Here is a 26,731-nt window from a genome sequence, read left to right as displayed (position 1 = left end):
GCAGGGTTGGCTGCGTGTGCCGTGCCATAGTCTGTGGCTGGGGAGCGCGGGCATCCGTTCTTGAAGACTTTCTTGTGGGCGAGAGAACGGAACGAGTATGGAATACAGCGGCAGTCGCATGATCAACGCAACGAGCACGAGGATTGTGAACATTCTCGCCGATATTCGGCGACTGCCGGAGTGGAATCCCGCGATCTTTTCGGTCACAACGGTTGATTCCCTTGCGTTGGTCGGGAAGCCGTACCGGATTCGAGCCAAGCTGCCTGGTTCTCCCACGATCACCTACGACCAGATAACCGACGACAACGTCGTCTGGCGCGTGGACGGCTTCCAGGCGCATGAAACAGGCGCTTGGAAACTCGTGCCGGTTGCCGACCAAAAAACTGAGGTTGCCCACACCATCACTCACAGTGGGGCCATCTTTCGCGTGCTTGCCGGTGCTTTTCAAACTGTGCCAGGTTTGAGGCTCGATCGACTGCAGCGCCGAGCAGAAGACGGCGAGTAGCGCGCCAAACCGCAGGACTGTCACATCGGAGTGACGCGGCGAGTGGCTAGTCCCACGGGTCGGGGGAATTAATGTACCGGTGCGGCTCCATGGCGTCATATAGTACCCGGACGATAACCAGCACGTCGCCGTCCGGGCGACAAATGAGAAAGTGCCGCGGTCGGTTCATCGCCTTACCAGGGGTGCGGGCGCGACTCTGCGCCAGATGCCAGGAGAACACGCCGTCCCCCAATTCTGGTCGGACAATAGGCCCGACATCCCCGGTACGCGAAACCGCGTCGCGGATGGCTGTGGCGATCAGTGCCTCGTAGCGTTTGCGTGCATCTTTACCGAATTCCTCTTCAGACCAGGCAAGGATCGCGCCGATATCGGCCTGAATGACGCGAGTGAGGCGGTACTGCGCCATTAGCTGGTGACGTTGGCCCGCGCTGCGCGGTCACCGAGCGCTCCGATGAAGTTATCGAGGTTCGCATCGGCGATGTCGTCATAGCGGCCGGTGGCGAGATCTAACCAACCCGTCTCAGCAGCACTACGGAGGGCGGCGACCTTGGCCGCGTTCTCCAGTTCCTGACGTTCCAGGAGCCGAAGGCCGTCTCGCAGCACCTCGCTGGCGTTCTGGTAGCGCCCGGCCTTCACCAGTGACTCGACGAGCTCGTGCTGATGGTGACTCAGGACAACATTCCTGGTTGCCATATCGACCACCTCCATTGGCAATTTATGCCATCGGAGGCTCGACAGGGTGATTCACAGTCGGAACAGTGCAGCTGTCCCCTAGAGGTTCGGCGGATTCAACCGGTCGTCGCAACCTGTAGCGGAGTGCTTCAGGTGCGTCATGAAGACGATGCCAAGGCAACGCCGGCGTTCGCAGCCCCAACGACAAGACCGCGTGAATTCACCCGTCCTCCATGTCCTTGCTGGGCCCAACGGTGCAAGCAAGTCCACGTTCGTCCAAGCGGTCTTGCAGCCTGTCACGCACTTACCGTTCATCAACGGAGATGAGATCGCAGCGCTCCGCTGGCCCGGCCACGAGATAGGGCGCGATTAAGACCCCGAGAAGCATGACGCCCGACCGAGACGGCCAGCAGCACAAGCCTCCGGGGCGATCGTTGCTACGGCTGGAGGGTCCAGGGCTTGCGCCGCACCAAAACGTGACCGCGACTCGTGCTGAGGCGGGTCCACAGGCCCGACTCGTAGAGCTGCACCGGTTCGTCGGCGGCGAGAAAGCCGAGGCTGAACGCGGCAAACCCGGCGCCGGTCGGCACGAATTCGAGTCCATCGACCTGACGGCCCCACACTTCGGCGCGCACCCGCTCGACGATCATTTCGCCGGTTCCTTCCGGAATCGCCGCAGCGACCTCGTCGATGCCGGCGCGGGCGGCGGCTTCGAGATGCGCGGCCGTCGTCTGCCCGTGCCGGTCCCAGCCCCCCTTGGGCGGCGAGATTCCGGCCCAGGTCACGGTGTTCACCTCGAGGGGAACGGTCACCGTCACCGGCAGGGTCAGGTCGCTGGTCGTCGATTCGAGCCGTTTGAGGCGCTCGATCAGGGAACGCACCGGCACGACCTTGTCGAGGTCGACCGGCGTGGTCAACGCGAAGGTGCGCAGGCCGAGCACGGTCGGGCTGACATCGAGCAGGCCGCGCGGGTAGAAGATCGCGGTGTACACCGCGATCACCCCCTCCGATGCGATCAAGCGCACGGAACCATCGAGAACGCGACCGGACCGTGACAGAAACACGATCAGATCGCTGAGGGACTGGGAATCGGTAAGAGTGAATGACTGGCTCATCACCTTCTAAACTACCAAGATGCGCCACAACCGTTGGCCGCGCACGCAAACTTGCCAGAGGAGACAGCATGCACAAGCCGATGGAAGGCCTTCTGGCTGTTCTCGATCTGACCGACACCGGAGCCCGCACCAACGAAGACATCTTCACCGGCCCTTCCCAGTGGATGCCGCTCGGTCGCGTCTTCGGCGGGCAGGTGCTGGCCCAGTCCCTCGTCGCCGCGATGCGAACCGTGCCCGATGAACGCCATGTGCACTCGATGCACGGCTATTTTCTGCGCCCCGGTGATGTCAATCAGCCGATCACCTTTTCGGTCGAACGCATTCACGACGGACGCTCGTTTTCGACCCGCCGCACCCAGTGCTATCAGGACGGTGTGCCGATCCTGTCGATGATTGCCTCGTTCCAGGACGCCGATGAAGGCCTGGAGCACCACATCGAGATGCCGGCAGACATTCCCGACCCGGAAAGCCTGCCGACGGCATCCGATTCGCTCGCGCACATCGACCATTCGGTGGCGCGCTACTGGGCCAGCGAGCGCCCCTTCGATATGCGCCACGTTCCCTCTCCGATCTACCTCAAAGTCAATGGCGAGCACACCTCGCGTCAGGCCGTATGGATGAAGACGTTTTCGCCGCTGCCGGACGACCCCGACGTGCATCGCGCCGCGCTCGCCTACGCGAGCGACTACTCGATCATGGAACCGATCTTGCGTCGGCACGGCGTCGCATGGGCCTCGCCGGGCCTTAAGGTCGCGAGCCTCGACCACGCCATGTGGTGGCACCGCTTCGGCCGGGTCGACGAATGGCTGCTCTACGTGCAGGATTCGCCGAGCGCGCAGGGCGGTCGCGGCCTCGCCACCGGCAGCATTTTCAGCCGCGACGGCGTGCTTCTGGCCACCGTGGCGCAGGAGGGCATGTTGCGCGTGCCCATAATCCTCGAATAGTTCCGCAGCTACCAGCTCGGTTTGGACTCCAGCAGCACGCGTTCGTCGGGCATCCACCGGATGTCCACGCTCGCGATATCGCCTTCGGCGACACTCGTGGTGCCCGCGGCGGTGATCGTGGTGCCGGGGCCGGCAATCCAGCTCGCCACCAGCCTCTCGTCGCCGGCGGTGTCGGTCACGAACAGGGCGTAGGGCTGCGGGCCGAAGTCGTTGCCGCTCTTCGCGTAACTGCAGCTCGCGTCGATGCGGGTGCCCCAGTTTTCGCCGGTGAGGCGAAAGCTCGCGGTGAGCGGACTGGGAACGACGGCGGTCATGGCCACTGCCGGTTCCCTGGCGCTGGTGACTCGCTGGTCCAGCCAGCCGGGCACCACCAGGGCAGCGGATGCCGCGATCGCGGCGGCCGCAAGCACGGCCCCCACCGTGCGCCGGCGGGCCCGCCGGGAGCGGACCCGTGCCGCCGTCAACAGCCGGGGCAGCAGTTCGGCGGACGGCGATGTGCCGGAATCCACTGCCGAACCGGTCGCGTGACCGAGCTGCGCCGCTTGATCCAGTGGCACCAGAGCGAGCAGTCCGGGCAGCCCGGCGAGGTGGGCGACGGCCTGACTGCAGGCGGCGCAGTCGTTCAGGTGTCGTTCGTAGTCACGCCGGTCGCCCGGCGAAAGCGCGCCCAGTACGTAGGCGCCGTCCCAGTCTGCGTACCGGTCGGCAGGAGTGTTCATCGTTCCGTCACTCCTCGCTCTTGCAGTGCGAGACGCAGGGCTCGCAGGCCATAGTGCAGCCTGGATTTCACGGTTCCTTCGGGAATATCCAGGTGTCGTGCAGTCTCCGCGACGGACTGGCCTTGATAGTAGGCGCAGACGATGACGGCCCGATGGTCGAGCGAGAGGTCCGTGAGGGCATCCGCTACCAGCCAGGCATCGAGCAGGGCGTCGGTCTGATCGTCGGTGGGTAGTTCGGGCAGCTGGTCGGTCGGCATCTCATGTCGGGAGCGGGCCGAGCGTCGGTCGTCGATCACCAGGTTTCGGGCCACCGTGAACAGCCACGCCCTGGCCGACACCTCGGTCTGGTCGAGCAGGCGTGGCCGGCGCCAGGCGCGCAGCAGCGTCTCCTGCACCACGTCGTCGGCGAGGGCGGTGTCGTGGGTCAGCCGCACAACATAGCGCCACAGGATAGGCCCGTGCTCGTCGTGGAGGGCACGCAATAGTTCGGCACGCTCATCGGCCATGGCCTACCTCCCCTGCTAACACGGAACCGGGGCCATTGCGGTTCAATTGACGTCCTGAAACACTGAACCGAACCACCGGCAGCTTCGTTGATAGCTGAAGCAGCGCCAACCTACCCATTAATACGTTCCTCAAGGAGAATCATGGCCCCGGCAATCAACCTGTCACGTCGAAGCATGATCCTGGTGGGGGGAAGCGCCGCCGCAGCGGTCGCCCTGGCTGCCTGTAGCAGCACCCCGGATACCGATACCGCCTCCACGGACGCGTCCCCGACCAAGACCGAGAGCGCGACCGATCCGACCGGTTCAGCCACGGATGCCGGCGCGGAAACGGCACCCGCCGGGACCGAGGTCGCCAAACTGGCCGATATCCCGGTTGGCGGTGGCATCGCGGCCACCCTCGATGGTCAACCAATCCTGCTCGCCCAGCCGACGGAAGGCACGGTCGTCGCCTTCAGCGCGATCTGCACGCATCAAGGCTGCAAGGTGGAGCCCGCCGCCACCGAATTCGACTGCCCGTGCCACCAGTCGCGCTACGACCTCGCCACGGGTGAAGTGCTCGGCGGCCCGGCACCACGCGCACTGGACCGGGTCACCGTCACTGTCGCTGGCGACACGGTTCTGGCCGGTTAACGATCCGGCAGGCGCGGCGATCGATGGCCCGCGCTGGCTCAGCGGCGGGCAAACTCGATCGGGTCGTCGAGGTAGGGAGTCCAGGCGGCGCGTTCGGTATCGTTGATGCGGCGCGGGCGTTCGCTCGTCGCATCGACGAGCACGATGGTCGTGTTCGCCCGCGCATACAGTATCTCCGGCGTGACCCCCTCGGGGCTGTACACCTCATAGCAAACGTCGAGGCTCGCGCCACCGAGCTTGCCGAGCCAGAGCCGCACGTCGAGCGGCTGACGCAGGTAGGGCACCGGCGCCAGATACTCGATCTCCTGCCGGGCGATCAGCGTCAGGGTCGCCGCTCCCGGACGCCCGTCGAGCACGGCCGTGCTCGCGCCGATCGCCCCGTCGTCTTCGGTTACCCAGAAGGCCAGGATGCGCGCCTCTTCCAGCAGGCGCAGCATCTCGGAGTTGTTGACGTGACCGTAGGCGTCGAGGTCGGACCAGCGCAGACGGATCGGTACGTGCAGCTTCACTTGTTTGACTTTCTAATCGCGAGTGAGCTTGCGGTAGGCGGAACGGTGCGGCTTGGCCGCGTCGGGGCCGAGACGCTCGATCTTATTCTCTTCGTAGGACTCGAAGTTGCCCTCGAACCAGTACCAGTTGGCCGGGTTGTCGTCGGTTCCCTCATACGAGAGGATGTGCGTGGCCACCCGGTCCAGGAACCACCGGTCGTGGGTGATCACCACGGCGCAGCCGGGGAACTCGAGCAGCGCGTTCTCGAGCGAACCCAGCGTTTCGACGTCGAGGTCGTTAGTGGGCTCGTCGAGGAGCAGCAGGTTTCCGCCCTGCTTCAGGGTGAGAGCCAGGTTCAGGCGGTTGCGCTCGCCACCGGAGAGCACGCCGGCCTTCTTCTGCTGGTCTGGGCCCTTGAAACCAAAGGTCGAGACGTAGGCGCGCGAGGGAATTTCGGTCTTGCCGACCTGAATGTAGTCCTGGCCGTCGGAGACGACCTCCCACAGGGTCTTGTTCGGATCGATGCCGCCACGGTCCTGGTCGACATAGGAAATGTTGACCGTGTCGCCGATTTTCAGCTCGCCGCCGTCGAGCGGTTCCTTGCCGACGATGGTCTTGAACAGGGTGGTCTTTCCCACACCGTTCGGGCCGATGATGCCGACGATGCCGTTGCGCGGCAGGGTGAAGCTGAGATTGTCGATGAGCATGCGCCCGTCGAAGCCCTTTTCGAGCTTGGTCGCGTCGATGACCTGGGCACCGAGGCGCGGGCCGACCGGAATCACGATTTCTTCGAAGTCCAGCTTGCGGGTGCTCTCAGCGGCGGTGACCATCTCTTCGTAGCGGGCCAGACGGGCCTTCGACTTCACCTGACGGCCCTTGGCGTTGGAGCGCACCCACTCGAGCTCGTCGGCGAGACGGCGCGACAACTTCGCATCCTTCTTGCCCTGCACGAGCAGTCGTTCCTGCTTCTTTTCGAGATAGGTGGAGTAATTGCCCTCGTAGGGGTAAAGGTGTCCGCGGTCGATTTCGGCGATCCACTCGGCAACATGGTCGAGGAAGTACCGGTCGTGGGTGACGGCGATCACGGCGCCGGGATACTTGGCGAGGTGCTGCTCAAGCCAGAGGACACTCTCGGCGTCGAGGTGGTTAGTGGGCTCATCGAGCAGCAACAGGTCGGGCTTCTGCAGCAGCAGCTTGGTCAGCGCTACGCGGCGCTTCTCACCACCGGAGAGGTTGGCGACCTCCGAGTCACCCGGCGGGGTGCGCAGGGCATCCATGGCCTGCTCGAGCTGGGAATCGAGGTCCCAGGCATCCGCTGCATCGATCGCTTCCTGCAGAATGCCCATTTCGGCGAGCAGGGTGTCGAAGTCGGCGTCAGGTTCGCCAAGAGCGAGGCTGATCTCATTGAACCGGTCGACCTTGGCCTTGATCGGCCCGACGCCCTCCTGCACGTTTTCGAGCACGGTCTTGCTCTCATCGAGCTGCGGTTCCTGCATCAGGATGCCGACGGTGTAGCCCGGGGAGAGTCGCGCCTCGCCGTTGCTGGGGGTATCCAGACCCGCCATGATCTTGAGAATGGTGGACTTTCCGGCGCCGTTCGGGCCGACCACACCAATCTTGGCACCGGGGAAAAAGGACATGGTGACGTCGTCAAGAATCAGCTTTTCACCGATCGCCTTGCGAGCGCGGACCATTGAGTAAATAAATTCGGCCATAATACCTACCAGTCTATTTGTCGACTGGACCCAACCAGACACAAACCGGTCGAGAGGATCGGCGCGACCACGCTGTGGAAGCCGTCGCTGGCCGGGCCGATTTGACCGATCAGGCATTCGCCGGCGAAGCGCACGGAGAATTGTACGGAGTCGGCGACGAGATCGGCCTGGGTGCGGTCGAAGCTCACTTCCATCGCGCTGCGGTCGAACCCGCCGGCGACGAGGGCGTCGATGTAGGCACGGCCGTCAGCAGCGGGGTTGGCCTTGGTTACCGCCGCGGCCAGAAAGTTGAAGTAGACCAGATTCTCCCCGGCGGTTCCAGTCGGTACCAGTGCCGGGTCGGGCGCTGGAATGGCCGAGGAGTCCGGTGTCGCCGACGTAGTGGACACAGCGGTGGTCGCGGCGGGCTCTGCGGGAACACCGGTACACGCGGCGAGGCTGACGCCGAGGAGCAGCACAGCGCCCACCGCGACCACGGCGGACAGGGAGAACCGCGAGCGGCCCGCGCGCCGACCGGCCGTAGTCACGACGAACTGATCCTGCGGTTGTGGTTCTGCCACGCTCACGTATTGCCTCCCCCGGTCCACGCGCGTGGACGATGTTACGAGTCTAAACGCGCGTAGGCATCCACATCCGCGTCGGTGTCGATCGGTACAAAGCCGTCTCCGGCAGGGTCGATCTGCCCGCGCTCCGCCTCGAACGCACTGGCCGATTCCTCCGATTCAGGGGATTCCACCGGGTCCGGCTCAGCCTGATCGGTGCTGGTACGCGAGGGTGCCGCAGAGCGCACCGGCGTCGTGGTGTACCAGGTGAGGTCGTGGCCGACAGAGTCAGCAATGATCTCCACGGAAGTTCCGGATTTCTCGGCGTTGGTCCATTTGCGAACGAGCAGCCGTCCGGTGACGACAATGTGCTCGCCTTTGTTGAGCGACTTGCCCGCATTCGTGGCCAGCTGGCGAAAGGTCTTGACGGAATACCAGCAGCTTTCGTCGACGATCCATTCGTCTTTGGCCTGGTCGTGGTGGCTCTGGCGGGAGGCCAGCCGAAAGGAGGTGATCGGGGTCCCGTTTTTGCCGAAAGTCACACTGGGATCGGTGCCGATGACTCCGGATATCGTGATGTGGTCGCTCATGGTTTCTCCCGGCACGGTTGTCGCGAAGACGCTCGTTGGGCGCTCGACAGAGAGTGAGCGCACACGGCCCGGGAACGACAACTCGTGCCAGTCTTCGTCGCTCCCGGGTCGCACACTGCGAGTGTGCCGCCCCCATGGGCTGCGACGGATCGATTCAAGCGAATCAGTGGAGAATCCCGCCGACGAGCCGTTGTGGAGAAGAAACTAGCCGACGAGGTACTCGGAGTACGACTTGCGAATCTTGTTGACCTTCGGCACGGCAACGGCCATGCAGTAGCCCTGCCCGGGGTTCTTGTTGAAGAAGTCCTGGTGGTAATCCTCGGCATCGTGGTAGTCGCCGAGCGGTTCGATCGTGGTGGTGATGCCGGAGCCCCACCACTCGCTCGCCCGATCGCGGGCCGTCTCAAACAGCCGCTTCTGCTCATCATCGGTGTAGAACATGGCCGACCGGTATTGGGTCCCGATATCGTTGCCCTGCCGGTTGAGCTGGGTCGGGTCGTGCAGTGTGAAGAACACGTCAAGGATGACGCTGGCCGGAATGACCTCCGGGTCGAAGGTGACCGCGACGGCCTCGGCGTGGCCGGTACGCCCGGTACAGACCGCTTCATAGTTCGGGTCGGCGGTGGTGCCGCCGGTATACCCCGACACGACCTCGCTCACACCGCGTAAGACCCGATAGACAGCATCGAGACACCAGAAACATCCACCTGCGATCACAAAAGTTTGCACTCCTCCACCCTAACTCGTCCGGCGTCGCCGCTGCCGAATGCTGCGTCAGCATCGCCGACTGTTCGCCGAAAGCGGATGTCGGTGGTCGCCCATACGGTGGAGGAAACCACCGCGGCCGGCCGAAGCAGAAGGAGCAATCATGACCACTCTCATCGCACCGATCGCCCGCATTCGTGGCCGTGACTTCATCCCCGTGCGCGAGGGACTGTGGCGCGTCGTCGACCGCCTTGGCGCTGTCATCGGCTATCTCGAATGCCACGCCGGCATCGACGGCGAGCGGTACAGCGCCCGCAGAATAGTCTTCGCCACGCGCACGCGCGATCTCGGTGTGTTCTGTCGCATCGAAGACGCCATCGATTGTTTCCGCTAGTGCTCTAATAGGTGCCGCGCTGCACCCATTGGTCCCAATTGGGTGGGGGCACGCCGAGGCTGGTCCCGCAGAACAGAAACTGCGCGGATAAAATCCTCGACATGGAATGGTGGAATAGCTTCGTAACCTGGCTCACAGACGTCAGCACAGAACCGGTGGTTTTCAGTGCAATCGTCTTCATTGGTGCGATTGTCATCGCCAGCGTGCTGGCGGCGTTGATCTCCCGGGGGGCCGTCAAGCGGGTCCTCACTCAGCGGGATCGGGAGATTAAGGTGGCCGCGATCGCCGCTCTCGTCGATGCCGCCACCGAGGCATCCGTTTGGAATTCACTGACCCCGCAGGAACAGGTCATGAGCGACCGGGCGGTCGGACAGGCCGACATTCAAGTTCGACTGCTGCCGATCCGCGGTTCGGGCATCGCCGCGAACTGGGCCGCCCACGAGTTGTATGAGCTCAAGCGAACCTCGGCCACATTCGGGTACCAGCTGGAACCGGCCCTGGTCGAGTTTCGCGACCGCCTGGTGGAGTGGCAGAACAAGCCCGGGCGTGCCCGCAAAATCTTCCAGGGCGATCTCGATCGTTGGAAGGCCCAGAATTCCGGCGCCGAGAAGAACCTGCTGGCCGAGCAGGAAGCCTGGGTTGCCCAGCAGCACCACGACCAGCACAGTGCGGCAGAGTCCGCCCCCGCACCAGTGCGAGCGGCACCGCTCACTCCTGCGGCGGTCAACCGTGCGCCGGCAGCCACTTCGACGGCGGCGGCGGCCGACGCATCAACGGAGACCCAGCGTCTGCTCGACGACGTGAACAAGCTCGAGGTGCGCAGCACAGACCCGCTCACTCGTTCGTCCTCCGCACCGACCACCTAGGTCAATCAGCACCACCCGAACGAGCCGGTCGGCGCTCTCGCAGCACTGGCCGGCTCGTTTTTTCGTCGCGCTGGGGCGCTTACTGCCACCACTCGTCAAACAGCGAAGCTGGCACTCGCCGCTTATGCTCCGTGCTCAGGAAGCGTGATTCGATTGCCTCGGCCACTTCGTCCTCGACCGGAAGCCCCTCGAGAAAATCGTCGATGTGCTCGTACTGCAGCCCCAGATTGGCTTCGTCGGTCTGGCCGGGCGTGTGATCGAGCAGATCAGCGGTCGGGTCCTTCAAATAGAGCTGTTCGGGGGCGCCGAGCTCCACTAACAGGGCGCGGCCCTGGCGCTTGGTCAGGCCGGTCAGCGGAAGAATGTCGGTGCCGCCGTCGCCGTACTTGGTGAAGAATCCGGTGACCGCCTCGGCAGCATGGTCGGTCCCGACCACGAGCAGGCCGAGCTGGCCGGCGAGCGCATACTGCGCGATCATGCGGGAGCGCGCCTTGACATTCCCCTTGGTGAAGTCGGTCATCGCCACGTCGAGGCTTGCAAGAAACTCGGTTTCGAAACCCTCGACAGCGAGTTCGATATTGAAGACGGCCTGCGATTGCGGGCGGATGAATTCCAACGCGAGTTGCGCATCCGCTTCATCGCGCTGCACCGCGTAGGGCAGGCGCACAGCGACAAAGGTGGCCGGATGCCCCTCGGCGACGAGTTCATCGATGGCGAGCGCACACAACCGCCCGGCCAGGGTGGAGTCCTGGCCGCCGCTGATGCCGAGCGCCAGGCCCGCAGCGCCGGTGCGCTTGAGGTAGTCCTTGAGAAATTTCACCCGGCGGCCAATCTCGGCGGCCGGGTCGATGGTGGGTGAGACGTTGAGTTCCGCGATGATTCGCGCCTGGAGTTCTCGCATACTTAAATCTAGCAATCCTCGAGAATTTGCGCTGCCGCCTCCCTCGAGATCAGCACCGGGGTACCGGCGAATCGTGGCGAAATTTTCCCGCACGGTAGGACAAAGACCCCTCGGGGGACGCAAGAATGATTGTTAAGAATAAGTACAGCATGCACGAGGAGTTCAGCGCAGCGCGATCCGGCAGAACGGTTCGCGGAATCAGCCGGTCTGCACTGGCAATCGCTGTGTCCGGTATTCTCTTGGCCGGACTCGGCGGGTGCGCCGCCGTCACGAACGACGAAGTTGATACCGCGCCTGCTGAGCAGACCGCGCAGCCGACTGCCGCGCAGCCGACTGCCGCCCCGCCCGCAGGCTGCAGTTCCGAACTCGCCCTGGACTCCGGCGACGTGGTCGGCCTCGAAGATGTGACCGACGAGTTCGGCACCTACTGCCACACCACGATCAGCCCCACCTCTGAGGCAGCCGTCTACGACTCCACCAAGACCGACTTCGAGACCCTTGCCGAATTCGGCTTCACCGAGGACGACGCCGTGGAGGCCCTGCCGGTCGCCCTGCGTATTCTCACCGAAGAGGTTCTGGACAGCAGCCGGCTGGACAACTACAGCATCGCCCCGGCCGAGTGGTTTGCGGCGAATTCCGGCTATATGACCGCCGAGCTGCAACCGCAATTTCAGGCGGCTCTCGATGATGACGGGACCAAACTGAACACCGCCGGCGTCATCGTGACCGACATTCTGCCGTCGCCGCTCGCGAGGGACGGTGGCGCTCGCGCGTCGGGCACGGTCGTAAGACTCGACCGGATTTACGGCGAACAGCCGGACGGAGGCCAGGCGAACCTGGTCTTCAGCATCGCGTCCACCAGCACCTACGTCGTGACGGACGCCCAAATTGTTGCGCTGGTGCTCGTTGCCGACCCGAACCAGATCGAGGACGCTCTGCGCGCATCCAACCCCGAGCTCTTCGACGGAGCGGAAAATTCGTTCCTCACTATGACCGGGAACACGGTGCTGGGATTCGGCTTGGACAGTAACGAGCAGATCATCGGTACGAACTCAAATATCCAGCTGTACACCGACCAGAGCCTCGACGTCATCGCCTAACCCGTTCGATGCAGAGCACCAAGGCCCCGACGATGACCGGGCGGGTATCTCTGAGCGCCTCGATGGAGGTCTTGTGGAGAGCGCGCGGCAGAACCATCTGCTTCGTCCTCGCGAGAGCGGGTGAACGGTCACTTCGGCGCTCGTGAAGCAACCGTTCACTCGCTCGCGCCGGTGGGAAGAAACTTCTGAACTTGAGTCAGAATAATCTTGAGATGTGCTCGTATTTAGGGACGATTCGGGCTATAATTGTGAGTGAAGGAGGCACCGACGCCATGACCCTCACCGCTCCGCCCGCCGCAGCCAACTCGATGCCGCAGGGTTCTCGCGTTGAAGCGGTGGCTCAGGCCGGTGCCATTCTGGCGGCAGCGTTTGACAATGTGCGGTTCGGTCACCTCTACGATGCTGAAGCTGTTGCGGTTCTCGCGGCGTTGGAGGGGCTCGGCCGCAAGGTCGATGGGGCCAGGCTACGCGCTACCACCGACATCGGCGTGCGCGCCGAAACCGACCTCGGCAACGGGTCGCTGGCCTACCAGAACGGATGCCGCAACCGGGTCGAGTTCATCACCCAACTCGCCTGCATCTCGGGCCGCGAAGCCAAACGGCGCCTGAAGCTCGGTGAGACCGCGGTGGAACGTACCCCGCTGGGCCTACCCGTCCCGGCCCGGTACCCGGTCATCGCCGACGGCCTGACCAGCGGGGAACTCGGCATGGAATCGGCGGAGATCATCGCCAGCACCCTCACCGCTCTGCAGGGGAAGGTCTTGCCGGGCGACCTCGACCGGGTTGAGCGCGCCCTCGTCGCCACCGCCACCGGGGCCATCACCCCGGAAACCGTGGGGCTCCCCGGCGTGGGCATCCGCTTCACGCCCGACGTGCTCCGGGCGCAAGCGATGGAATGGCAGGCCCGCCTCGACCCCGACGGCACCGCCCCCAGCGACGACGTGACCGAGGCCAACAGCACGCTGACGTTCGGGCTGCTCCGTAACGGGTTGTACCCGCTGCGCGCCGAGGTCACCCCGGAGCTGCGCGGCATCATGGACACCCTCTTCGACACCTATCTGTCCGCCCGGTCGCGCACCCCGATGTTCGTGCCCACTGAATCCCTTGACGGCAGCGCCGACGGCGCAAACAGCGCCGAGCTGGACGGCCTCGATGGTAGCCACACGGAGACTGAGCGGTTCAGCGCCGAGCCGTTCAGTTCTGACCAGTACAACGGCGACACCCGCTTCGACGGGGACCGCCGCACCGCGGGCGAGAAACGTGCCGACATCCTCCGCGACGTCTTCCAAGCTGCCGCGCGCGACCCCAAAACCCCGACCATGGGCGGCGCCGCCCCCACCGTCATGATCCACGTCAACGCCACCGACCTCAACGCAGGCCGCGGCGTCGGCTGGACCGACGGCGTCGAAGCCCCCGTCAGCCTGCGCCGGGTAAAAGAGACCATCTGCTCCGGCGGCGCCCAAAAAGTCATCTTCGGCCACAACGGCGACGTGCTCTACCTCGGCGACAAAGTCCGCTGCTTCACCCCCAAACAGNCATCCCCGGCTGCACCATCCCCGCCCGCTGGACCGAAATCCACCACGTACTCCCGGCCGGAACGGGCGGACCGACCAACGTCGACAACGGGTGTCTCCTGTGTTGGTTCCATCACCATACGATTGATACCAGTGGATGGAAAATTCGCATGAAAGACGGTCGGCCTCAAGTACGCGGCCCCCTGCTCTGGGACCCGTCTCAGACGTGGCGCCCCGGACAAAGCCACCGGGCCAACACCCCCAGCCCCGAACCACCCTGGCGCACCTAAGACCATCAAGCGCGGCCGGAATTCTGTTCATCTTTGACTTCGACCGGGCTCGCCTCGAGCAAAACGGCCAGTCGCGGCCTTCTGCATTACTCACTGCAGCCACCCAGGCGTGGTGCCCCCGGTAGGAATCGAACCTACGACAATCGGATTAGAAGGCCGGTGCTCTATCCACTGAGCTACGGGGGCGGGACTGTACAAGGTTACAGGTCGCGAGCGCGGTCGGTCACCGAAGCGCTCAGGTCGACGAAGCCTGCCAGGTCAGGTGGCGCTGCGCCGGACCAGGTCGGGCATCGACGGTGTCGCGCTGATCAGCTTTCGGGTGTACGGGTGCAGGGGCCGGTCGTAGACATCGCCGACGGGGCCGCACTCGACGATACGTCCGTCGGAGATGACGGCCACGGTATCGCACAGGTGGCGGACGACGCCGAGATCGTGCGAGACGAACACGAGCGTGAGCCGGTACTGGTCGACGAGTTCGGCGAGCAGGTTCAACACCTGGGCCCGGACCGACACGTCCAGGGCGCTGACCGCTTCGTCGGCGACCAGAACCCGCGGCCTCGTGATGAGCGCTCGTGCGATGGAAATTCGTTGTCGCTGGCCTCCGGAGAATTGGTGCGGATGCCGGTCCATCACGTCGGCATCGAGTCCGACCGCGGCCAGCTGGGCTTGAACCCGGGCTAAAATCTCGGCCCGACCGACGTGCTGCAGGGGTTCGGCGACGATGTCGCGCACCTTCATGCGCGGATCCAGCGACCCCATCGGGTCCTGGAACACCATCTGCACCTGCCTGCGAAACTCGCGTAGTTGCCGTTCAGAGGTTCCCCCGAGCGGTTGACCGAGCACGTCGACCGTGCCGGAACTGGGCTGGTCGAGGGCGCACAGGATGCGCATCAGGGTGGACTTGCCGGACCCAGATTCGCCGACGATGCCCAGCCGTTGCCCCTCGGCCACGTCAAAGGACAGGTCGCGTAGGCCGTGCACGATCTGTTTCGGGGCGAGCAGACGGCCGCCGTGCCGCCGATACTGCCGGCTCAGGTTGCGCACCGAAATGGCGGGTTCGCCAGCCACCTCGTTGAAGATTATTGGCGGGCCTCCGGGTTCAAGGCGCTGGTGGGCGGCGCGGTGCGGCGGCGGGATCGCCGGCGGTGCGGCATCCGCTTCGATTCGGCTGGGTGCGGTTCGGCTGGGTGCGATTCGGCTGGGTGCGATTCGTGTCCGAGGCGCGGACGTGGGCGTGCGCGTGGGCGTGGGCGTGGGCGTGCGCGTGCGCGTGCGCAGTCGGCCTCGGTCGTCGACCGCGGAGAGATCGGCGGCCGCAATGAGATTCTTCGTATACGGATGCTGCGGCGCGGCCAACACCTGCCCCACCGGCCCCTCCTCGACGATCGTTCCCCGGTGCATCACGAGCACCCGCTGGCAGACCTGCGCGACCACGGCTATATCGTGGGTGATCAGGAGCAGGGAGGACCCCCGGTCAGCCACCAAGCCCCCGATGAGCCCCAGCACCTCGGCCTGCACGGTGACGTCGAGGGCCGTGGTCGGTTCATCGCAGAGCAGCAGCTGCGGGTTGTTCGCCATGGCCATGGCGAGCAAAACCCGCTGGCGTTGACCACCGGAGAGCTGGTGGGGAAAGGCGAAGGCCGCCTGGGCCGGGTCGGGCAGCTTGACCTGGGCTAGCAGCAGGGCGGCACGGTCCTGGGCCTGTCGCCGACTGGGTTGGGTGCGGTGCACCGTCATGATTTCAGCGATTTGAGCTCCGACCCGCATGAGCGGATTCAGGGCGGTCATCGGCTCCTGAAAGACCATCGCCATGGTGTTCCCGCGCACCTGGTTCAGGCGGCGCTCGCCGGCCGTGAGCAGGTTGGTATCGACGCCGCCCAGGCGCACCGAACCGGTGGCCGTGAGGGTATCGGGCAGCAGTCCCATAACGGATGTCGCGGCGAGCGACTTTCCCGACCCGGATTCCCCGATCAGGCCGACCCGTTCGCCGGCGGCGATATCAAAGCTGATGCCGTGCAAGAGTTCAGTGAAGTGCGAACTGACCCGCAGGTCGGTCACGCTGAGGGCGGGCGCGGTCACCGTTTCACCTGCATGCGCGGGTCGAAGCGATCGCGCAGACCGTCACCGAGCAGGTTGAAGCCCAGCACCGCGATGGCGATAGCGATCCCCGGCCAGACGATGAGCAACGGTTCGATGAACAGGTAGCCCTGGGCATCCTGCAGCATGCGGCCCCACGAGGGCGTGGGTGGGGGCGTGCCGAGACCGAGGTAGGACAGCGCGGCCTCGGCGAGCACCGCGATGCCGAACGAGACCGAGGCCTGCACGATGAGCATGCCGCTGATATTGGGCAGAACGTGCCGCACCCCGATGAACAGGCCGTTCTTGCCCGCGGCGCGCGCGGCCAGCACGTATTCGCGGCTCATGATCTGCCGGGTTCCGCTGCGGGAGATGAGGGCGAACGCGGGTGCCGTGCCGATGCCGAGCGCAACCATCGCGGTGACCGTTCCGGCGCCGTAAATGGCACCGAAAATGATCGCAAGCAACAGGGCCGGGAAAGCCAGGGAAATGTCGTTGCCGCGCATCAGGAATTGGTCCAGCCGCCCCGGATTCATGCCGGCCACGATGCCGAACGGCACGCCGAGCACGGCCGCGATTGAAACGGCGACGGTGCCCACGAGCAGGGAGATCTGAGCGCCGCGCAGGAGGGAACTGAAGACATCGCGCCCGAAGCTGTCGGTGCCGAGCAGGTGTTCCGCGCCGGGCGGCAGCAGGATCGAGTCCGAGAAGACCCCTTCCGGGTCGAACGGCGTCCACCAGAGAGACACGACGGCGGCCAGCACGACGAGACCGATCATCACGAGGCCGACCCGGAACGTTGCGTCGCCACCACGAACCGCACGACGAGAGGATTTCGCGGGCCTGCTGGCGGTCATGACTCGCTCCGCAGTCGCGGATCGATCACAGTGAAGGCCAGGTCGGCGAGAAAGTTCAGCACCAGCACGAACACGACGAGCACCAGCACGATGCCCTGCACTGCGGGCAGGTCGCGCAGGGCGACCTTGTCGAGCAGCAGGCTGCCCAGGCCGGGAATGCTGAACACCCGCTCGATCACCACGGCGCCAATCAGCAGGGTGGCGATCTGCAGGCCGAGCACGGTCATCACCGGCACGGCCGCGTTGCGAAGCCCGTGCCGAAAGAGGGCGCGCGCTGTTCCGAGGCCCTTGGCCCTGGCCGTGCGCATAAAGTCGTCGCGCATGACGTCGAGAACGGCCGAGCGCACATAGCGGCTGAGAACGGCGCCCTGCACGCTTCCGAGGGCAATCGCCGGCAAAATGAGGTGCTCGATGAAGCCACTGAAATCGTCCGCCGGATCAACCCAGCCGCCTGCCGGAAGCCAGCGCAGCGTCACGGCGAAGACTGTGACCAGCAGAAGCCCGGCCAGAAACCCGGGCACGGCAACACCGATCTGGCTGATGCCCGAAAAAATCGCGCCGTCCGGCCACCGCTGCCGGACCGCGGTCAAAATTCCAAACGGAATCGCGAACAACAGCGCCAGAACGACACTGGTCAGCACCAGGATCACCGTTATGCCGAGGGCATCCGCTATGTCGGGGCCGATCGGCTGACGCGACACGGTGGAAGTACCGAAATCGCCGACGAGCACGTGGCCGATCCAGTCCAGATAGCGCACGACCGCTGGGCGGTCGAGACCCATCGCTGTGGCCTGCGCCGCAACATCCGCTTCGGTGGCTTGCACGCCCAGGGCGATGCGCGCGGCGTTGCCGGGCAGAATAGCCAGCAGCAGAAACGTCACGATCGACGCCACGATGCCCGTCGTCGCGAAGACACCGATGCGACGCAGAATCACCAGAACCATTGCAGACTTTCTCGAAAGCGCGTGAAAGGGATGCGCCATCCGCTCGACATCAACCGTAGGGGTGAACGGCTGCGTCCGTTACCGGGCGATGGTCGTCAGGTCCAGCGCGAGGCTCGGCGTGTTCTTCGGCACACCTCGCAGATCGGCGTCGGCCAGCGAAATCGCCGGCTGCAGATACAGCCAATTAGCGGATGCGTCCTCCGCCATCGTGCGCGTCGCTTCCTTCATGAGTTCCACATAAACGGCCGGGTCGGCGGCATCCGCTTCAGCGAATGTTGCCATCACGGCGGGCGAGTCATAGCCGGCGTAATAGCTGGGAGCGGCGAAGACGCTGACGTCCCGTGGTTCGCTGTGCATGATGAGCGACAGGTCGTAATCGTGGTCGGCGAACACCTCGTCGAGCCACACCGCCGGAAATTCGAGGGGGGTCACCTCGGCGATGATGCCGACTTCGGCGAGCTGGGCCTTGACTACCTGCGCGCCAGCCACGGCGTAGGGCAGGTTCGGAATCTTGAACGCGACGGTCAGGTCGCTGCTGCCTGCCTCGGCGAGAAGCTCGATGGCCCGGGCGGGATCGTAGGGGTAGAGGTCAGCGAGGCTGGCGTCGTACCAGGGGTCGGTCGGCGGGACCATCGAGCCGATCAGCAGACCGTAGCCGCTACTCACCGTGTCCATGACCGCCTGCCGGTCGATGGCGTACATGACGGCCTGCCGCACCCGAACATCGCTAAACGCATCGCTGGCATTGTTCATCGACAGGGTGACTTCACCGGTGCTGGCGCCCTCGAGCACCTGGTAGTCAGAGTTTGATTTGAACTGATCAACCAGTTGAAACTGCGAGATGCCCGAAATGAGGTTGATGTCACCGCTGAGTAGGGCGTTGGTCTGCGCGGTCGCATCGGTGAAGTAGCGCAGTGTGACATCGGTCAGATACGGCGCCGCTCCCCAGTAGGAGGCGTTGGCAGCCAGGACCAGGCTGTCGCCGGTTTTAAAGGAGCTGACCCTGTAGGGCCCGGTTCCGACGGGGGCTGTAGCCAGGTCGGTAATGCCGGCTTCGGTGAACATGGTGCCGACCGGGCCGGTCATATTGAAGAGCCAGCCGTTGCTCGGTGTCGACAGAGTGATTCGAGCCTGGGTGTCAGTGACGGCCTCGATGCCGGCAATCGGATCGAGGTAGGCCGGCCCGTTCGCGGTCCAGTTGTCTTTCACGCGTTCGAGGCTGAACTTGACGCTGTCGGCGGTGAACGGGGAGCCGTCCGAGAAGGTCACGCCCTCGTTCAGGACAAAATCGTAGACCAGGCCGTCATCACTGACCGTCCACGACTCGGCGAGCAGGGGAATGATCGCGCCCTCGTTGTCGAGTTTTACGAGGCCCTCGTAGACGTTATAGAGGAGCGCCTGCGGAATGGCTGCACCGGCGGTCGTGGTGTAGTCGAGGTTGCCGGGCGTAGCGAGCAGACCAACGGTCAACGTCGTGTCCGGCCCACCGTCCGTGGACGCGGTTCCGGCGGAACACCCGACCAGGGCCAGCGACGCGATCAACGTACCCGTGATGCTGGCGAGAATCGTGCGCCGGGTGGGGGCTCTCATCACTCAGAGGGCTTTGGCCGCGGCAACGAGAACCTGGGCCAGGGTCGGTACGCCGGCCGCACGAAAGACCTCGGCACCTTCGCCGTTGGTAATAATGACGGTCGGGGTGTTGCGAATGAGCAGGGCTTCGGCTTGCTCTGGTGCACCGGCAACATCAATCTCGCGCACGGTCGAACCGGGAACGAGCCGCTTCGCCTCGGCCAGCACGGCACGCGTCTGCATGCACGGCTCGCAGAATGACGACGAATACAGGGTGAATTCCATCAGGGGCCTCGCAGATCACGCGCAAACGAACAGTGATTTCAAGTTTACAGGCCCTGTCGGGGGCCACCGGTAGACTCAAGGCATGACGAACAGCACGACGGATACAGCACCAACGACCGCCCCGACCGCCACCCCGACTTCGAAGAGCCCCGACCGCCTGGTCTGGATCGACTGCGAGATGACCGGGCTGGACCTGGACCGCGACGAGCTCGTCGAGATCGCCGTCGTCATCACCGACTACGACCTCAATGTGCTCGACCCCGGTCTTGACCTCGTCATCAAGCCCAACGACTCTGCCCTCGAAAACATGGGCGATTTCGTGCGCAACATGCACACCTCCTCGGGGCTGATCACCGAGATTCCGAACGGGATCAGCGCGGCCGAGGCCGAGTACCAGGTACTCGAGTATGTCTTGAAGTTCATTCCGCCCGAACAAAAGGCACCGCTGGCCGGCAACTCCATCGGCACCGACCGCGCCTTCCTCACCCGCTATATGCCGCGCCTCGACAACCAGCTGCACTATCGCAACGTCGACGTGTCGTCGATCAAAGAGCTGGCCCGACGCTGGTACCCACGCGTCTACTTCAACGCCCCAGCCAAGGACGGCGGCCACCGTGCCCTGGCCGACATTCTCGAGTCGATTCGCGAACTCGCGTACTATCGCCAGACGGTGTTTGTGGCCGACCCAGGGCCCTCGAGTGACGAAGCCAAGTCGCAGGCCGCGGAGGTTGTGCACTTATTCGCCTCCGAGGTGTAATAGGATTGCTGAGTTGCCCCGCGTTGTAGACATGGGGACGCATGGTGGGTATAGCTCAGTTGGCAGAGCGCCTGGTTGTGGTCCAGGAGGTCGCGGGTTCAATCCCCGTTACTCACCCCAATGATTCACCGTTCAGGATTTGGTCAGTGATGCTAGAGCTGGACGCGTCCGAATTTGAAGCCCTCGTTGTCGGCGAGCTCGATCTGCTGCCCGATGACATGGTCGATGGTCTCGACAATATTATTTTCGTGGTCGAGGACCGGCCCGAGAACGGCACCCTGGACACCCTCGGCCTCTATGACGGCGTGGCGCTGACCGAACGCGGCCAGTACGGCTTCGGGGAGATGCCCGATCGCATCGTGCTGTATCGGGAGCCGCTACTCGCTATCTGTACGACACTCGACGACCTGCACGACGAAGTTCACATCACACTCGTGCACGAAATCGCTCATTTTTATGGCATTGATGACGACAGGCTGCATGAGCTCGGCTGGAGCTGACCGCAAGCGGTCTAGCCTTGCAGAATGAGCTCCTTCCGTCCTGGCCGTCTGATCGGAATTCTGGTCGGAACCGTCGTGATTCTCGGCCTCGGTGTCTACGGCCCCGCGATGCTTCTCGGTCCGCTACCCGCCGTGACCGCCACCACCGTCACGCCCGCCGCCGGTGCCTTCGCCCCCACTCCCCCGGTACTCTCCGCCAATGGCGCGAGCGCCATCGCCGTGCTCGCCGCGACGACGAGTGATGCCTCAGGCACCACGTCGACCGGCGCCACGTCGACCGGTCCCGTTTCGCAAGCTGCGGAGCCGATCGCCGTCGCCGGAACGGCGGAAGCACTGCCGATGGCATCCATCGCCAAGGTTGTCACCGCCCTCGTCGTGCTCGATGCCAAGCCGATCGCGGACGGGGACTCCGGCCCCGTGGTGACTTTGACTGCCGCCGATTTTCAGAGCTATCTGGACTACGACCAGGTCGGTGCCCGCTCGGTCACGGTCTTCGCCGACGAGCAGTGGACGGAGCTGGAATTATTGCAGGCACTCCTGCTGGGCTCGAGCAACAACCACGCCGACAGTGTGGCACGCTGGGCCTTCGGCTCACTCGACGCCTACGTTGAAGCCGCCAACGCCTGGCTCGCCGAGAACGGGCTGACCGGCTCCGCCGTTGTCGACGCTACCGGCCTGGGCGATGGCAGCGCTGGGACCGCTACCGATCTGGCTCGCCTCGCGGGTCTCGCCGCGACCGACCCGATCGTGTCTTCGATCCTGGAGCGCCCGGCATCCGCTTTGGCGGACCGTCGCGGTGTCGAGAACACCACTTCGTTTCTGCCCGAGGAGGGCATCACCGGAATTTCGCGCAGCTACACGGATGCCGCCGGCGTCTGTTTTCTGTTCACCGCCGAGGTCAGCGATGGCGCGTCGAGCTTCACGTTCTCGGGCGCTTTTATCGGCGAACCGACCTACGATGCGCTCACCGCGGACCTCACCGCACTGATGGAGAGCGCCAGGGCTGGAGTCGGTCCGCTGCCGGTACTGGCCGCCGGCGACGAGTACGCGACGTTCGAATCGGCCTGGGGTGACGAGGCTTCCGCCGTGGTCGGCGTCTCCCGCACCCGTTATTCCTGGCAGGCCGCCACGCCGGAGGCTGCCACGGTTACACTCAAGGATTTCGCCACCGCGCGCACCGGCGCGAACGTCGGAGAGGTGCAGCTCACCGTGGCCGGGGAGGAACTCTCGGCCGCGCTGAAACTCGACCAGGCGATCAACAATCCGGGGCTGGGGTGGCGATTGCTGCACCCGATCGTGATGATCACGGCGCTGCTCGATCAGTAGTTAGATCGGCTCCACCTCGGTGTCGATCGGATCACTCTCGCCCTTGTCGAAGGAATAGCGCACGCGGCGTTGCCCGTTGACGTCGCGTTCGTCGACCTCGTCGTACCAGAACACCGATTCCAGACCGGCGACGGCGGCGACCATGCTGATGCGGGCCGCATGTTTACCGCGCACGAGCGCCCGGGAATCGATCTGGCCCTCGAGCGGGCCGTCGATGAACTCGGCGATATACAGGGTGGGGGCACCGGCATCGTCACGGTCGAAGGTATTCATGGCAATCAATCTAGTCCTGTCGGTCCCGGGTTGACCGGTGGGCTCGCGTGTCGCCCGCGCTGGTCGCCTACCCGCCCGCCCGCAGGCGCACGGTGGCACGACGTTCGGGCGCCTCCTGCATGAGGTAGGCCGTCCATTCGTCCTGCCACTGGTCCCAGTGCGTTCGAAACGCCTCGCCGTCGCGGTCGAGGGCTCGTTGTTTGCGCAGGTCGTCGTCGGCGGCGAGCCACACGCGCACGTCGCTGAGCGGCTCATGAGCGGCCGCGAGCGTTCCGCAGCCCTCAACGATCAGTGGTCGTTCTTTAGTCAGCGGATGCCATTCGGCTCGCTGATTCGCGCTCCAGTCGTAGCGCTGCCAGGCCGCCGGCCGCCCGGTGCGTCGGGGTTCGAGAAGGTACCGGCGCAGGTGGTCGATGGCCGCGTCGAGGCCGTCCCAGCCGGGGTAGATGTCGTCCATCCGCACAAGCTGCGGGGTTTGACTGCCCGGCCACTCTGCCACGAGGGCGTCGGCGAGGGTGCTCTTGCCCGCGCCACTCGGCCCATCGATGAGCACCACCGGGTTCGGCCCGGCGGCGGCGACGGCCTGGAACACCGGCGCCAGCAGGGTCGTGGCGCGCACAGATTTAGGCGAAGACAAAGTTCCAGTTTCCGGTTGATACCGAGATCATGACGGCCAAAACGGCGATCATCAGCCCGATCCCGATGAGTGACCATTCCCGCAGGCCGAACGTTGAACTCCGAGCCCAGGTGCGTTGGGTGGGAGCGCCGAAGCCACGCGCTTCCATGGCGGTGGCGAGTTTACTGCCCCGCCGAATGGACAACACGAGGAGCGCGAAGGTCTGGTTGCCCAGGCGGCGCAGCACCGCGCCATCCGCTACCCCGCGTGCCCGGCGGGCAAGTCCCAGGGCACGCCAGTCCTCGATGAACAGCCCGACCATCCGCAGCGCCGCAAGTCCGCCGAGCACGAACCGGGCTGGCAAGTGCACGACCTGTCCCAGCCCGTCGGCGAGATCGGTGGGATCGACGGTGATGAACAGGACGACGGCAGGCAGCCCGATCGCGAGCACCCGCAGGGTCGTGGCGAGGGCCAGATCGATTGAGCCATCGGTTACCTGGATGAGTCCGAATGACCAATATTCCTGACCGGAGGCCTGGCCATACAGCAGCGTCGTGATTCCGGTGGACGGTGCAGCCAGCCAGACCAGCGCGGTTCGCCACAAGAAGACTCGAAGAGTAAGCCCAGCCCACAGAAAGAGCAGCATTTCGCAGGCCAGGGCGACGGCGGCGGAGACCCAATCGATGGTCAGCACCAGGACTGCGGCGAGCAGGAGCGCGGCAGCGAGTTTCGCGACCGGATTGATCCGGTCGATCGCTCGCACTCCCCGCGTGGGTGTCAAGACACTCATGGCAGAACCGCGCTGAGATCGTATTTGGAGCCGCGGCCTGCGACTCGAAATTCCCGATCAGCGATGGCGGCAACGAAGTCTGCGTCGTGGGAGACCGCGACGATGGCGGTGCCCGCGTCCAGGAGGTCACGCAGCAGCGCAACGATCTCCTGCCAGGTGCGAAAATCCTGACCGAACGTGGGTTCGTCCAGCACCAGAAGTCGGGGTTGGGTGGCCAGCACTGTGGCGACCGACAGGCGTCGTTTCTCGCCACCGGACAGGGTGAAGGGGTTGGCCTCGGCCAGGTGGTCCAGGCGAAGGCGATCCAACAGATCGTCGACGCGCCGGTGCAGCAGTGCGTCCGACAGACCGAGGGCTCGCGGTCCGACGGCCAGTTCGGCGCGCACGGTGCCAGCGACGAACTGGTGTTCCGGGTTTTGAAAGACGGTGCCCACTCGACTCAGAAGCTGGCGCGATTTCCAGCGGATCGGGTCGCTGCCTGCGCCGTCGGCGAGAGCGCTGCTGGCGACGACCCGCCCGGCGGCGGGGCGCAGGAGCCCCGCCAGGGTGAGCGCGAGGGTGGACTTGCCGGCTCCGTTGGGTCCGGTGATGAGCAGAGCACAGGCCTCCGGCACCTCAAGGTCGATATTTTCGGCAACCACACAATCCCGAGTGCGCGCAATCGCGAGAGAACTGGTCGACAAGAGCGTTGGCTGACCGGTCTCTCGCGGACGCCTTACAGGAAGCGTGTGTGGCACACCGGGTACCCAGACGCCGGAGGCGGTCAGTGCAACTCCCTGCGCGAGGAGAACGTCGCTCGGGGATCCGTCGGCCAGGACTCCCCCGTCGGCGCCCAGAACGATCACCCGGTCGACGAGGTCCTTCCAGATCTCAACCCGATGTTCAATAACGATGAACGTCGAGTCAGTGTGTGCCAGAACGCGGGCGACGGACTCGCGCACCTCCCGCACGCCGACCGGATCGAGATTTGCCGTCGGCTCGTCGAGGAGCAGCAGACCCGGCTGCATGGCCAACACTCCAGCGAGAGCAAGACGCTGTTTTTGGCCGCCCGACAAGGCGGACGTCGGGTGGCCAACGGGGACGTCGAGGCCGACCATCTCGAGGGCATCCTGTACGCGCCGCCAAATTTCCTCACGCGGCACGCCGATATTTTCGCAACCGAAGGCGACATCGTCGCCGACGCGAGCGAGAATTACCTGCGAGTCGGGGTCCTGGAGGACCAGGCCGACCTGACCCCTGGCGTTGCCAGGCTCGGTGCCGTTCACGCGCAGAGTACCGCGTTGCTCGCCCTCTTCGTCGCCGCCGAGCACGCCAGCCAGCGCGTGCAGCAGCGTCGATTTTCCCGAACCGGATGCACCGAGCAGGAGAATCCGCTCGCCAGGCTCGATGCGGAGGGACAGCTCGCTCACCGCCCAGCGCCGCCGACCGGAATGGCGCCAACCCCAGTCGCGGGCGTCGACGGATGCGCCTCCCCGCGTCGCGCCCACCAGCATCCGCTCGCCTAGATCGCGGTTCGACCGGCGATGCGACCCGCCGCGAAGCGGTTGAGCGCGCCCGTGCGAGCCAGGCCGCGCGCAGCGAACCAGGACAGGAGCCCGGCGATAACCACGCCCGAAATAATCGCGCTCACGATATAAATCGTCGCGAATGCGCTCGCTGAACCGGGATACCACAGCACCAGGTCGTTGATGGCCATAGCAAGTCCGGCCCCAGCGCCCGCCAACAACACGACGTAGAGACGATAGTTCGTGTAGAGGAACAGAGCGAAGACAAGCTCGGCGCCAAGACCCTGCACCAGGCCTGACACCAGAGTCAGTGGTCCCCATTGGTTGCCGATCAGCGTGGAAACGACGGCGGCAAGGAGCTCCGTGTAGAGCGCGGCCCCGGGTTTGCGAATGATGAGACCGCCGAGCACGCCAGCGAACAGCCAGCCTCCGCCCAGAAGTGCCGACAGGCCCGGCAGCAGCGGCGAAAGTAGACCGCTCAGGGGATTGCTCGCCTGATTCCAGACGAGGAAGATGACACCGCTCGCGACGCCGATGACGCTGGCGACGACGATGTCGACGACGCGCCAGCGAAAGTTGCGCTTCGTGGCTCCCGCCGGAGCGGATTGCTTGAGTGAACTCGTTGTAGCATGCACTGTTTCGTGCCCTTTCCGTAGGTGAATACAGGGCACGGGATTGAGAAGCCTCCCTGCGCTGGCATGATCCAGATCAGGTTCGACGGTCGAAGCTTGGTCAGCTTCCTCTCAGCCCGGTTTACCGGACTCCCGTGATCGTGGTCAAGTATAGTGCCCCGCTTAGACTGACGACATGGGGATCACGACATGAGCATCGGCATTCTGCTCGTTTTGGCGGCTCTGTACCTGCTGCTCATGCGCCGGTTCGTTCTACGGCGGCGGCGAATTGCGCAGGGTCTGCCGGTGAGCGGCCCCTGGCACTTTCCGGCCTGGCTGCGCCCCAGACTGCCGCGCTGGGCGCGGCGACGCTTCGCGCGCCGTCCGCGCCGTCCGCGCGCCGCGCGGCGGTTGCGCCACACCCG

At 64.8% G+C, this 26,731-nt stretch carries 32 protein-coding genes, 2 tRNA genes and 1 riboswitch; of the genes, 12 read left to right on the top strand and 22 right to left on the bottom strand.

Going from position 1 to position 26,731, the window contains the following annotated elements; genetic code table 11:
- The first annotated feature begins 97 nt into the window (after window positions 1-97).
- Window positions 98-505, top strand: coding sequence for an SRPBCC family protein (locus E3T46_RS07325; protein ID WP_134578030.1), 408 nt, complete (start codon window positions 98-100; stop codon window positions 503-505).
- A 46-nt stretch (window positions 506-551) separates the two neighbouring features.
- On the opposite strand, the gene E3T46_RS07320 is transcribed toward E3T46_RS07325, so the two are convergent.
- From E3T46_RS07320 to E3T46_RS07305, 3 genes are all read right to left on the bottom strand, one after another.
- A complete protein-coding gene (locus tag E3T46_RS07320) occupies window positions 552-911 on the bottom strand; it encodes a type II toxin-antitoxin system RelE/ParE family toxin (RefSeq protein ID WP_134578029.1) in 360 nt (119 codons plus the stop codon).
- Window positions 911-1,198: a type II toxin-antitoxin system ParD family antitoxin gene (locus E3T46_RS07315; protein ID WP_134578028.1), complete on the bottom strand. Its 288-nt coding sequence runs from the start codon at window positions 1,196-1,198 to the stop codon at window positions 911-913. The genes E3T46_RS07320 and E3T46_RS07315 overlap by 1 nt, the downstream gene beginning before the upstream one ends.
- A 416-nt stretch (window positions 1,199-1,614) precedes the next feature.
- Window positions 1,615-2,292 carry a hypothetical protein gene (locus tag E3T46_RS07305; RefSeq protein WP_104133071.1) on the bottom strand — a complete coding sequence of 226 codons (678 nt, stop codon included), beginning with the start codon at window positions 2,290-2,292 and terminating at the stop codon, window positions 1,615-1,617.
- Between the two features lie 68 nt (window positions 2,293-2,360).
- Between E3T46_RS07305 and E3T46_RS07300 the strand changes: the two genes are divergently transcribed.
- On the top strand, window positions 2,361-3,236 hold the full coding sequence (locus E3T46_RS07300) for an acyl-CoA thioesterase II (protein ID WP_233195428.1): 876 nt from the start codon (window positions 2,361-2,363) through the stop codon (window positions 3,234-3,236).
- A gap of 8 nt (window positions 3,237-3,244) precedes the next feature.
- Here E3T46_RS07300 and E3T46_RS07295 read toward each other — a convergent pair whose 3' ends face one another.
- Both E3T46_RS07295 and E3T46_RS07290 read right to left on the bottom strand, forming a co-directional pair.
- The gene (locus tag E3T46_RS07295; protein ID WP_134578027.1) at window positions 3,245-3,955 is read right to left on the bottom strand and encodes a zf-HC2 domain-containing protein; all 711 of its coding nucleotides are present in this window, start codon (window positions 3,953-3,955) and stop codon (window positions 3,245-3,247) included.
- Window positions 3,952-4,461, bottom strand: coding sequence for a sigma-70 family RNA polymerase sigma factor (locus tag E3T46_RS07290; RefSeq protein ID WP_134578026.1), 510 nt, complete (start codon window positions 4,459-4,461; stop codon window positions 3,952-3,954). The genes E3T46_RS07295 and E3T46_RS07290 overlap by 4 nt, the downstream gene beginning before the upstream one ends.
- 141 nt (window positions 4,462-4,602) lie before the next feature.
- Here E3T46_RS07290 and E3T46_RS07285 point away from each other — a divergent pair, with 141 nt between their 5' ends.
- Complete coding sequence (locus E3T46_RS07285; RefSeq protein ID WP_134578025.1) at window positions 4,603-5,091, top strand: Rieske (2Fe-2S) protein; 489 nt, start codon at window positions 4,603-4,605, stop codon at window positions 5,089-5,091.
- Window positions 5,092-5,129: 38 nt separating this feature from the next.
- On the opposite strand, the gene E3T46_RS07280 is transcribed toward E3T46_RS07285, so the two are convergent.
- The 5 genes from E3T46_RS07280 to msrA form a co-directional block, all read right to left on the bottom strand.
- A complete protein-coding gene (locus tag E3T46_RS07280) occupies window positions 5,130-5,600 on the bottom strand; it encodes a thioesterase family protein (RefSeq protein WP_134578024.1) in 471 nt (156 codons plus the stop codon).
- A 12-nt stretch (window positions 5,601-5,612) separates the two neighbouring features.
- Window positions 5,613-7,295 (bottom strand): energy-dependent translational throttle protein EttA, encoded by a 1,683-nt coding sequence (gene ettA / locus E3T46_RS07275; protein WP_134441430.1) that lies wholly within the window; start codon window positions 7,293-7,295, stop codon window positions 5,613-5,615.
- A gap of 5 nt (window positions 7,296-7,300) precedes the next feature.
- The gene (locus E3T46_RS07270; protein ID WP_241980530.1) at window positions 7,301-7,861 is read right to left on the bottom strand and encodes a hypothetical protein; all 561 of its coding nucleotides are present in this window, start codon (window positions 7,859-7,861) and stop codon (window positions 7,301-7,303) included.
- 35 nt (window positions 7,862-7,896) lie between these two features.
- Window positions 7,897-8,427, bottom strand: a complete 531-nt coding sequence (locus E3T46_RS07265) for a single-stranded DNA-binding protein (protein WP_134578023.1) — start codon at window positions 8,425-8,427, stop codon at window positions 7,897-7,899.
- Between the two features lie 204 nt (window positions 8,428-8,631).
- The gene (msrA, locus tag E3T46_RS07260; protein ID WP_092450966.1) at window positions 8,632-9,156 is read right to left on the bottom strand and encodes a peptide-methionine (S)-S-oxide reductase MsrA; all 525 of its coding nucleotides are present in this window, start codon (window positions 9,154-9,156) and stop codon (window positions 8,632-8,634) included.
- 139 nt (window positions 9,157-9,295) lie between these two features.
- On the opposite strand from msrA, the gene E3T46_RS07255 reads away from it, so the two are divergent.
- Together E3T46_RS07255 and E3T46_RS07250 are read left to right on the top strand one after the other, a co-directional pair.
- On the top strand, window positions 9,296-9,526 hold the full coding sequence (locus tag E3T46_RS07255) for a hypothetical protein (protein ID WP_134578022.1): 231 nt from the start codon (window positions 9,296-9,298) through the stop codon (window positions 9,524-9,526).
- 101 nt (window positions 9,527-9,627) lie between these two features.
- Complete coding sequence (locus E3T46_RS07250) at window positions 9,628-10,392, top strand: hypothetical protein (RefSeq protein ID WP_174845386.1); 765 nt, start codon at window positions 9,628-9,630, stop codon at window positions 10,390-10,392.
- A gap of 79 nt (window positions 10,393-10,471) precedes the next feature.
- Here E3T46_RS07250 and nadE read toward each other — a convergent pair whose 3' ends face one another.
- Window positions 10,472-11,293, bottom strand: coding sequence for an ammonia-dependent NAD(+) synthetase (gene nadE / locus E3T46_RS07245; RefSeq protein WP_134578021.1), 822 nt, complete (start codon window positions 11,291-11,293; stop codon window positions 10,472-10,474).
- A 125-nt stretch (window positions 11,294-11,418) separates the two neighbouring features.
- On the opposite strand from nadE, the gene E3T46_RS07240 reads away from it, so the two are divergent.
- Together E3T46_RS07240 and E3T46_RS07235 are read left to right on the top strand one after the other, a co-directional pair.
- Entirely contained in the window at window positions 11,419-12,393 is a 975-nt protein-coding gene (locus E3T46_RS07240) for a hypothetical protein (protein ID WP_134578020.1), read from the top strand.
- A gap of 272 nt (window positions 12,394-12,665) precedes the next feature.
- Window positions 12,666-14,081 (top strand): DUF222 domain-containing protein, encoded by a 1,416-nt coding sequence (locus tag E3T46_RS07235; RefSeq protein ID WP_166790192.1) that lies wholly within the window; start codon window positions 12,666-12,668, stop codon window positions 14,079-14,081.
- A gap of 226 nt (window positions 14,082-14,307) precedes the next feature.
- Here the strand turns inward: E3T46_RS07235 and E3T46_RS07230 are convergent.
- The 6 genes from E3T46_RS07230 to E3T46_RS07205 form a co-directional block, all read right to left on the bottom strand.
- A tRNA-Arg gene (locus E3T46_RS07230) sits at window positions 14,308-14,383 on the bottom strand.
- 72 nt (window positions 14,384-14,455) lie between these two features.
- Window positions 14,456-16,276, bottom strand: coding sequence for an ABC transporter ATP-binding protein (locus E3T46_RS07225; RefSeq protein ID WP_134578018.1), 1,821 nt, complete (start codon window positions 16,274-16,276; stop codon window positions 14,456-14,458).
- Window positions 16,273-17,130 (bottom strand): ABC transporter permease, encoded by an 858-nt coding sequence (locus E3T46_RS07220; RefSeq protein ID WP_134578017.1) that lies wholly within the window; start codon window positions 17,128-17,130, stop codon window positions 16,273-16,275. The genes E3T46_RS07225 and E3T46_RS07220 overlap by 4 nt, the downstream gene beginning before the upstream one ends.
- Window positions 17,127-18,074: an ABC transporter permease gene (locus E3T46_RS07215; RefSeq protein WP_134578016.1), complete on the bottom strand. Its 948-nt coding sequence runs from the start codon at window positions 18,072-18,074 to the stop codon at window positions 17,127-17,129. The genes E3T46_RS07220 and E3T46_RS07215 overlap by 4 nt, the downstream gene beginning before the upstream one ends.
- 78 nt (window positions 18,075-18,152) lie before the next feature.
- Entirely contained in the window at window positions 18,153-19,664 is a 1,512-nt protein-coding gene (locus tag E3T46_RS07210; protein ID WP_134578015.1) for an ABC transporter substrate-binding protein, read from the bottom strand.
- A gap of 3 nt (window positions 19,665-19,667) precedes the next feature.
- Window positions 19,668-19,928, bottom strand: a complete 261-nt coding sequence (locus tag E3T46_RS07205; protein ID WP_092451904.1) for a thiol reductase thioredoxin — start codon at window positions 19,926-19,928, stop codon at window positions 19,668-19,670.
- Between the two features lie 82 nt (window positions 19,929-20,010).
- Between E3T46_RS07205 and orn the strand changes: the two genes are divergently transcribed.
- The 4 genes from orn (at window position 20,011) to E3T46_RS07185 (ending at window position 22,511) form a co-directional block, all read left to right on the top strand.
- Window positions 20,011-20,685, top strand: coding sequence for an oligoribonuclease (gene orn / locus E3T46_RS07200; protein ID WP_134578014.1), 675 nt, complete (start codon window positions 20,011-20,013; stop codon window positions 20,683-20,685).
- Window positions 20,686-20,729: 44 nt separating this feature from the next.
- Window positions 20,730-20,805, top strand: a tRNA-His gene (locus tag E3T46_RS07195).
- A gap of 29 nt (window positions 20,806-20,834) precedes the next feature.
- Complete coding sequence (locus E3T46_RS07190; protein WP_092451908.1) at window positions 20,835-21,185, top strand: metallopeptidase family protein; 351 nt, start codon at window positions 20,835-20,837, stop codon at window positions 21,183-21,185.
- Window positions 21,186-21,209: 24 nt separating this feature from the next.
- Entirely contained in the window at window positions 21,210-22,511 is a 1,302-nt protein-coding gene (locus E3T46_RS07185; protein WP_134578013.1) for a hypothetical protein, read from the top strand.
- Here E3T46_RS07185 and E3T46_RS07180 read toward each other — a convergent pair whose 3' ends face one another.
- The 5 genes from E3T46_RS07180 to E3T46_RS07160 form a co-directional block, all read right to left on the bottom strand.
- Window positions 22,512-22,784, bottom strand: a complete 273-nt coding sequence (locus E3T46_RS07180) for a hypothetical protein (RefSeq protein WP_134578012.1) — start codon at window positions 22,782-22,784, stop codon at window positions 22,512-22,514.
- Between the two features lie 67 nt (window positions 22,785-22,851).
- On the bottom strand, window positions 22,852-23,403 hold the full coding sequence (locus tag E3T46_RS07175; protein ID WP_174845385.1) for an AAA family ATPase: 552 nt from the start codon (window positions 23,401-23,403) through the stop codon (window positions 22,852-22,854).
- Between the two features lie 4 nt (window positions 23,404-23,407).
- Entirely contained in the window at window positions 23,408-24,190 is a 783-nt protein-coding gene (locus E3T46_RS07170) for an energy-coupling factor transporter transmembrane component T (protein ID WP_134578011.1), read from the bottom strand.
- Window positions 24,187-25,683, bottom strand: coding sequence for an ABC transporter ATP-binding protein (locus tag E3T46_RS07165; protein ID WP_166790191.1), 1,497 nt, complete (start codon window positions 25,681-25,683; stop codon window positions 24,187-24,189). The genes E3T46_RS07170 and E3T46_RS07165 overlap by 4 nt, the downstream gene beginning before the upstream one ends.
- 8 nt (window positions 25,684-25,691) lie before the next feature.
- The gene (locus tag E3T46_RS07160) at window positions 25,692-26,330 is read right to left on the bottom strand and encodes an ECF transporter S component (protein ID WP_092451916.1); all 639 of its coding nucleotides are present in this window, start codon (window positions 26,328-26,330) and stop codon (window positions 25,692-25,694) included.
- 33 nt (window positions 26,331-26,363) lie between these two features.
- Window positions 26,364-26,473, bottom strand: a riboswitch (TPP riboswitch).
- A gap of 43 nt (window positions 26,474-26,516) precedes the next feature.
- Between E3T46_RS07160 and E3T46_RS07155 the strand changes: the two genes are divergently transcribed.
- On the top strand, window positions 26,517-26,731 hold a 215-nt coding region (locus tag E3T46_RS07155), incomplete at its 3' end, for a hypothetical protein (protein ID WP_194092395.1).

Source organism: Cryobacterium sp. Hh11 (assembly GCF_004404045.1).
Lineage (GTDB): Bacteria > Actinomycetota > Actinomycetes > Actinomycetales > Microbacteriaceae > Cryobacterium > Cryobacterium levicorallinum.
This window is presented reverse-complemented; position numbering and strand designations above follow the sequence as displayed.

Coding starts and splice junctions, on each gene's coding strand:
- E3T46_RS07325 (WP_134578030.1), top strand. CDS start 98: ATGGAATACAGCGGCAGTCGCATGATCAACGCAACGAGCACGAGGATT.
- E3T46_RS07320 (WP_134578029.1), bottom strand. CDS start 911: ATGGCGCAGTACCGCCTCACTCGCGTCATTCAGGCCGATATCGGCGCG.
- E3T46_RS07315 (WP_134578028.1), bottom strand. CDS start 1,198: ATGGCAACCAGGAATGTTGTCCTGAGTCACCATCAGCACGAGCTCGTC.
- E3T46_RS07305 (WP_104133071.1), bottom strand. CDS start 2,292: ATGAGCCAGTCATTCACTCTTACCGATTCCCAGTCCCTCAGCGATCTG.
- E3T46_RS07300 (WP_233195428.1), top strand. CDS start 2,361: ATGCACAAGCCGATGGAAGGCCTTCTGGCTGTTCTCGATCTGACCGAC.
- E3T46_RS07295 (WP_134578027.1), bottom strand. CDS start 3,955: ATGAACACTCCTGCCGACCGGTACGCAGACTGGGACGGCGCCTACGTA.
- E3T46_RS07290 (WP_134578026.1), bottom strand. CDS start 4,461: ATGGCCGATGAGCGTGCCGAACTATTGCGTGCCCTCCACGACGAGCAC.
- E3T46_RS07285 (WP_134578025.1), top strand. CDS start 4,603: ATGGCCCCGGCAATCAACCTGTCACGTCGAAGCATGATCCTGGTGGGG.
- ettA (WP_134441430.1), bottom strand. CDS start 7,295: ATGGCCGAATTTATTTACTCAATGGTCCGCGCTCGCAAGGCGATCGGT.
- E3T46_RS07265 (WP_134578023.1), bottom strand. CDS start 8,427: ATGAGCGACCACATCACGATATCCGGAGTCATCGGCACCGATCCCAGT.
- E3T46_RS07255 (WP_134578022.1), top strand. CDS start 9,296: ATGACCACTCTCATCGCACCGATCGCCCGCATTCGTGGCCGTGACTTC.
- E3T46_RS07250 (WP_174845386.1), top strand. CDS start 9,628: ATGGAATGGTGGAATAGCTTCGTAACCTGGCTCACAGACGTCAGCACA.
- nadE (WP_134578021.1), bottom strand. CDS start 11,293: ATGCGAGAACTCCAGGCGCGAATCATCGCGGAACTCAACGTCTCACCC.
- E3T46_RS07240 (WP_134578020.1), top strand. CDS start 11,419: ATGATTGTTAAGAATAAGTACAGCATGCACGAGGAGTTCAGCGCAGCG.
- E3T46_RS07220 (WP_134578017.1), bottom strand. CDS start 17,130: ATGACCGCCAGCAGGCCCGCGAAATCCTCTCGTCGTGCGGTTCGTGGT.
- E3T46_RS07215 (WP_134578016.1), bottom strand. CDS start 18,074: ATGGTTCTGGTGATTCTGCGTCGCATCGGTGTCTTCGCGACGACGGGC.
- E3T46_RS07210 (WP_134578015.1), bottom strand. CDS start 19,664: ATGAGAGCCCCCACCCGGCGCACGATTCTCGCCAGCATCACGGGTACG.
- E3T46_RS07205 (WP_092451904.1), bottom strand. CDS start 19,928: ATGGAATTCACCCTGTATTCGTCGTCATTCTGCGAGCCGTGCATGCAG.
- orn (WP_134578014.1), top strand. CDS start 20,011: ATGACGAACAGCACGACGGATACAGCACCAACGACCGCCCCGACCGCC.
- E3T46_RS07190 (WP_092451908.1), top strand. CDS start 20,835: ATGCTAGAGCTGGACGCGTCCGAATTTGAAGCCCTCGTTGTCGGCGAG.
- E3T46_RS07185 (WP_134578013.1), top strand. CDS start 21,210: ATGAGCTCCTTCCGTCCTGGCCGTCTGATCGGAATTCTGGTCGGAACC.
- E3T46_RS07180 (WP_134578012.1), bottom strand. CDS start 22,784: ATGAATACCTTCGACCGTGACGATGCCGGTGCCCCCACCCTGTATATC.
- E3T46_RS07170 (WP_134578011.1), bottom strand. CDS start 24,190: ATGAGTGTCTTGACACCCACGCGGGGAGTGCGAGCGATCGACCGGATC.
- E3T46_RS07165 (WP_166790191.1), bottom strand. CDS start 25,683: ATGCTGGTGGGCGCGACGCGGGGAGGCGCATCCGTCGACGCCCGCGAC.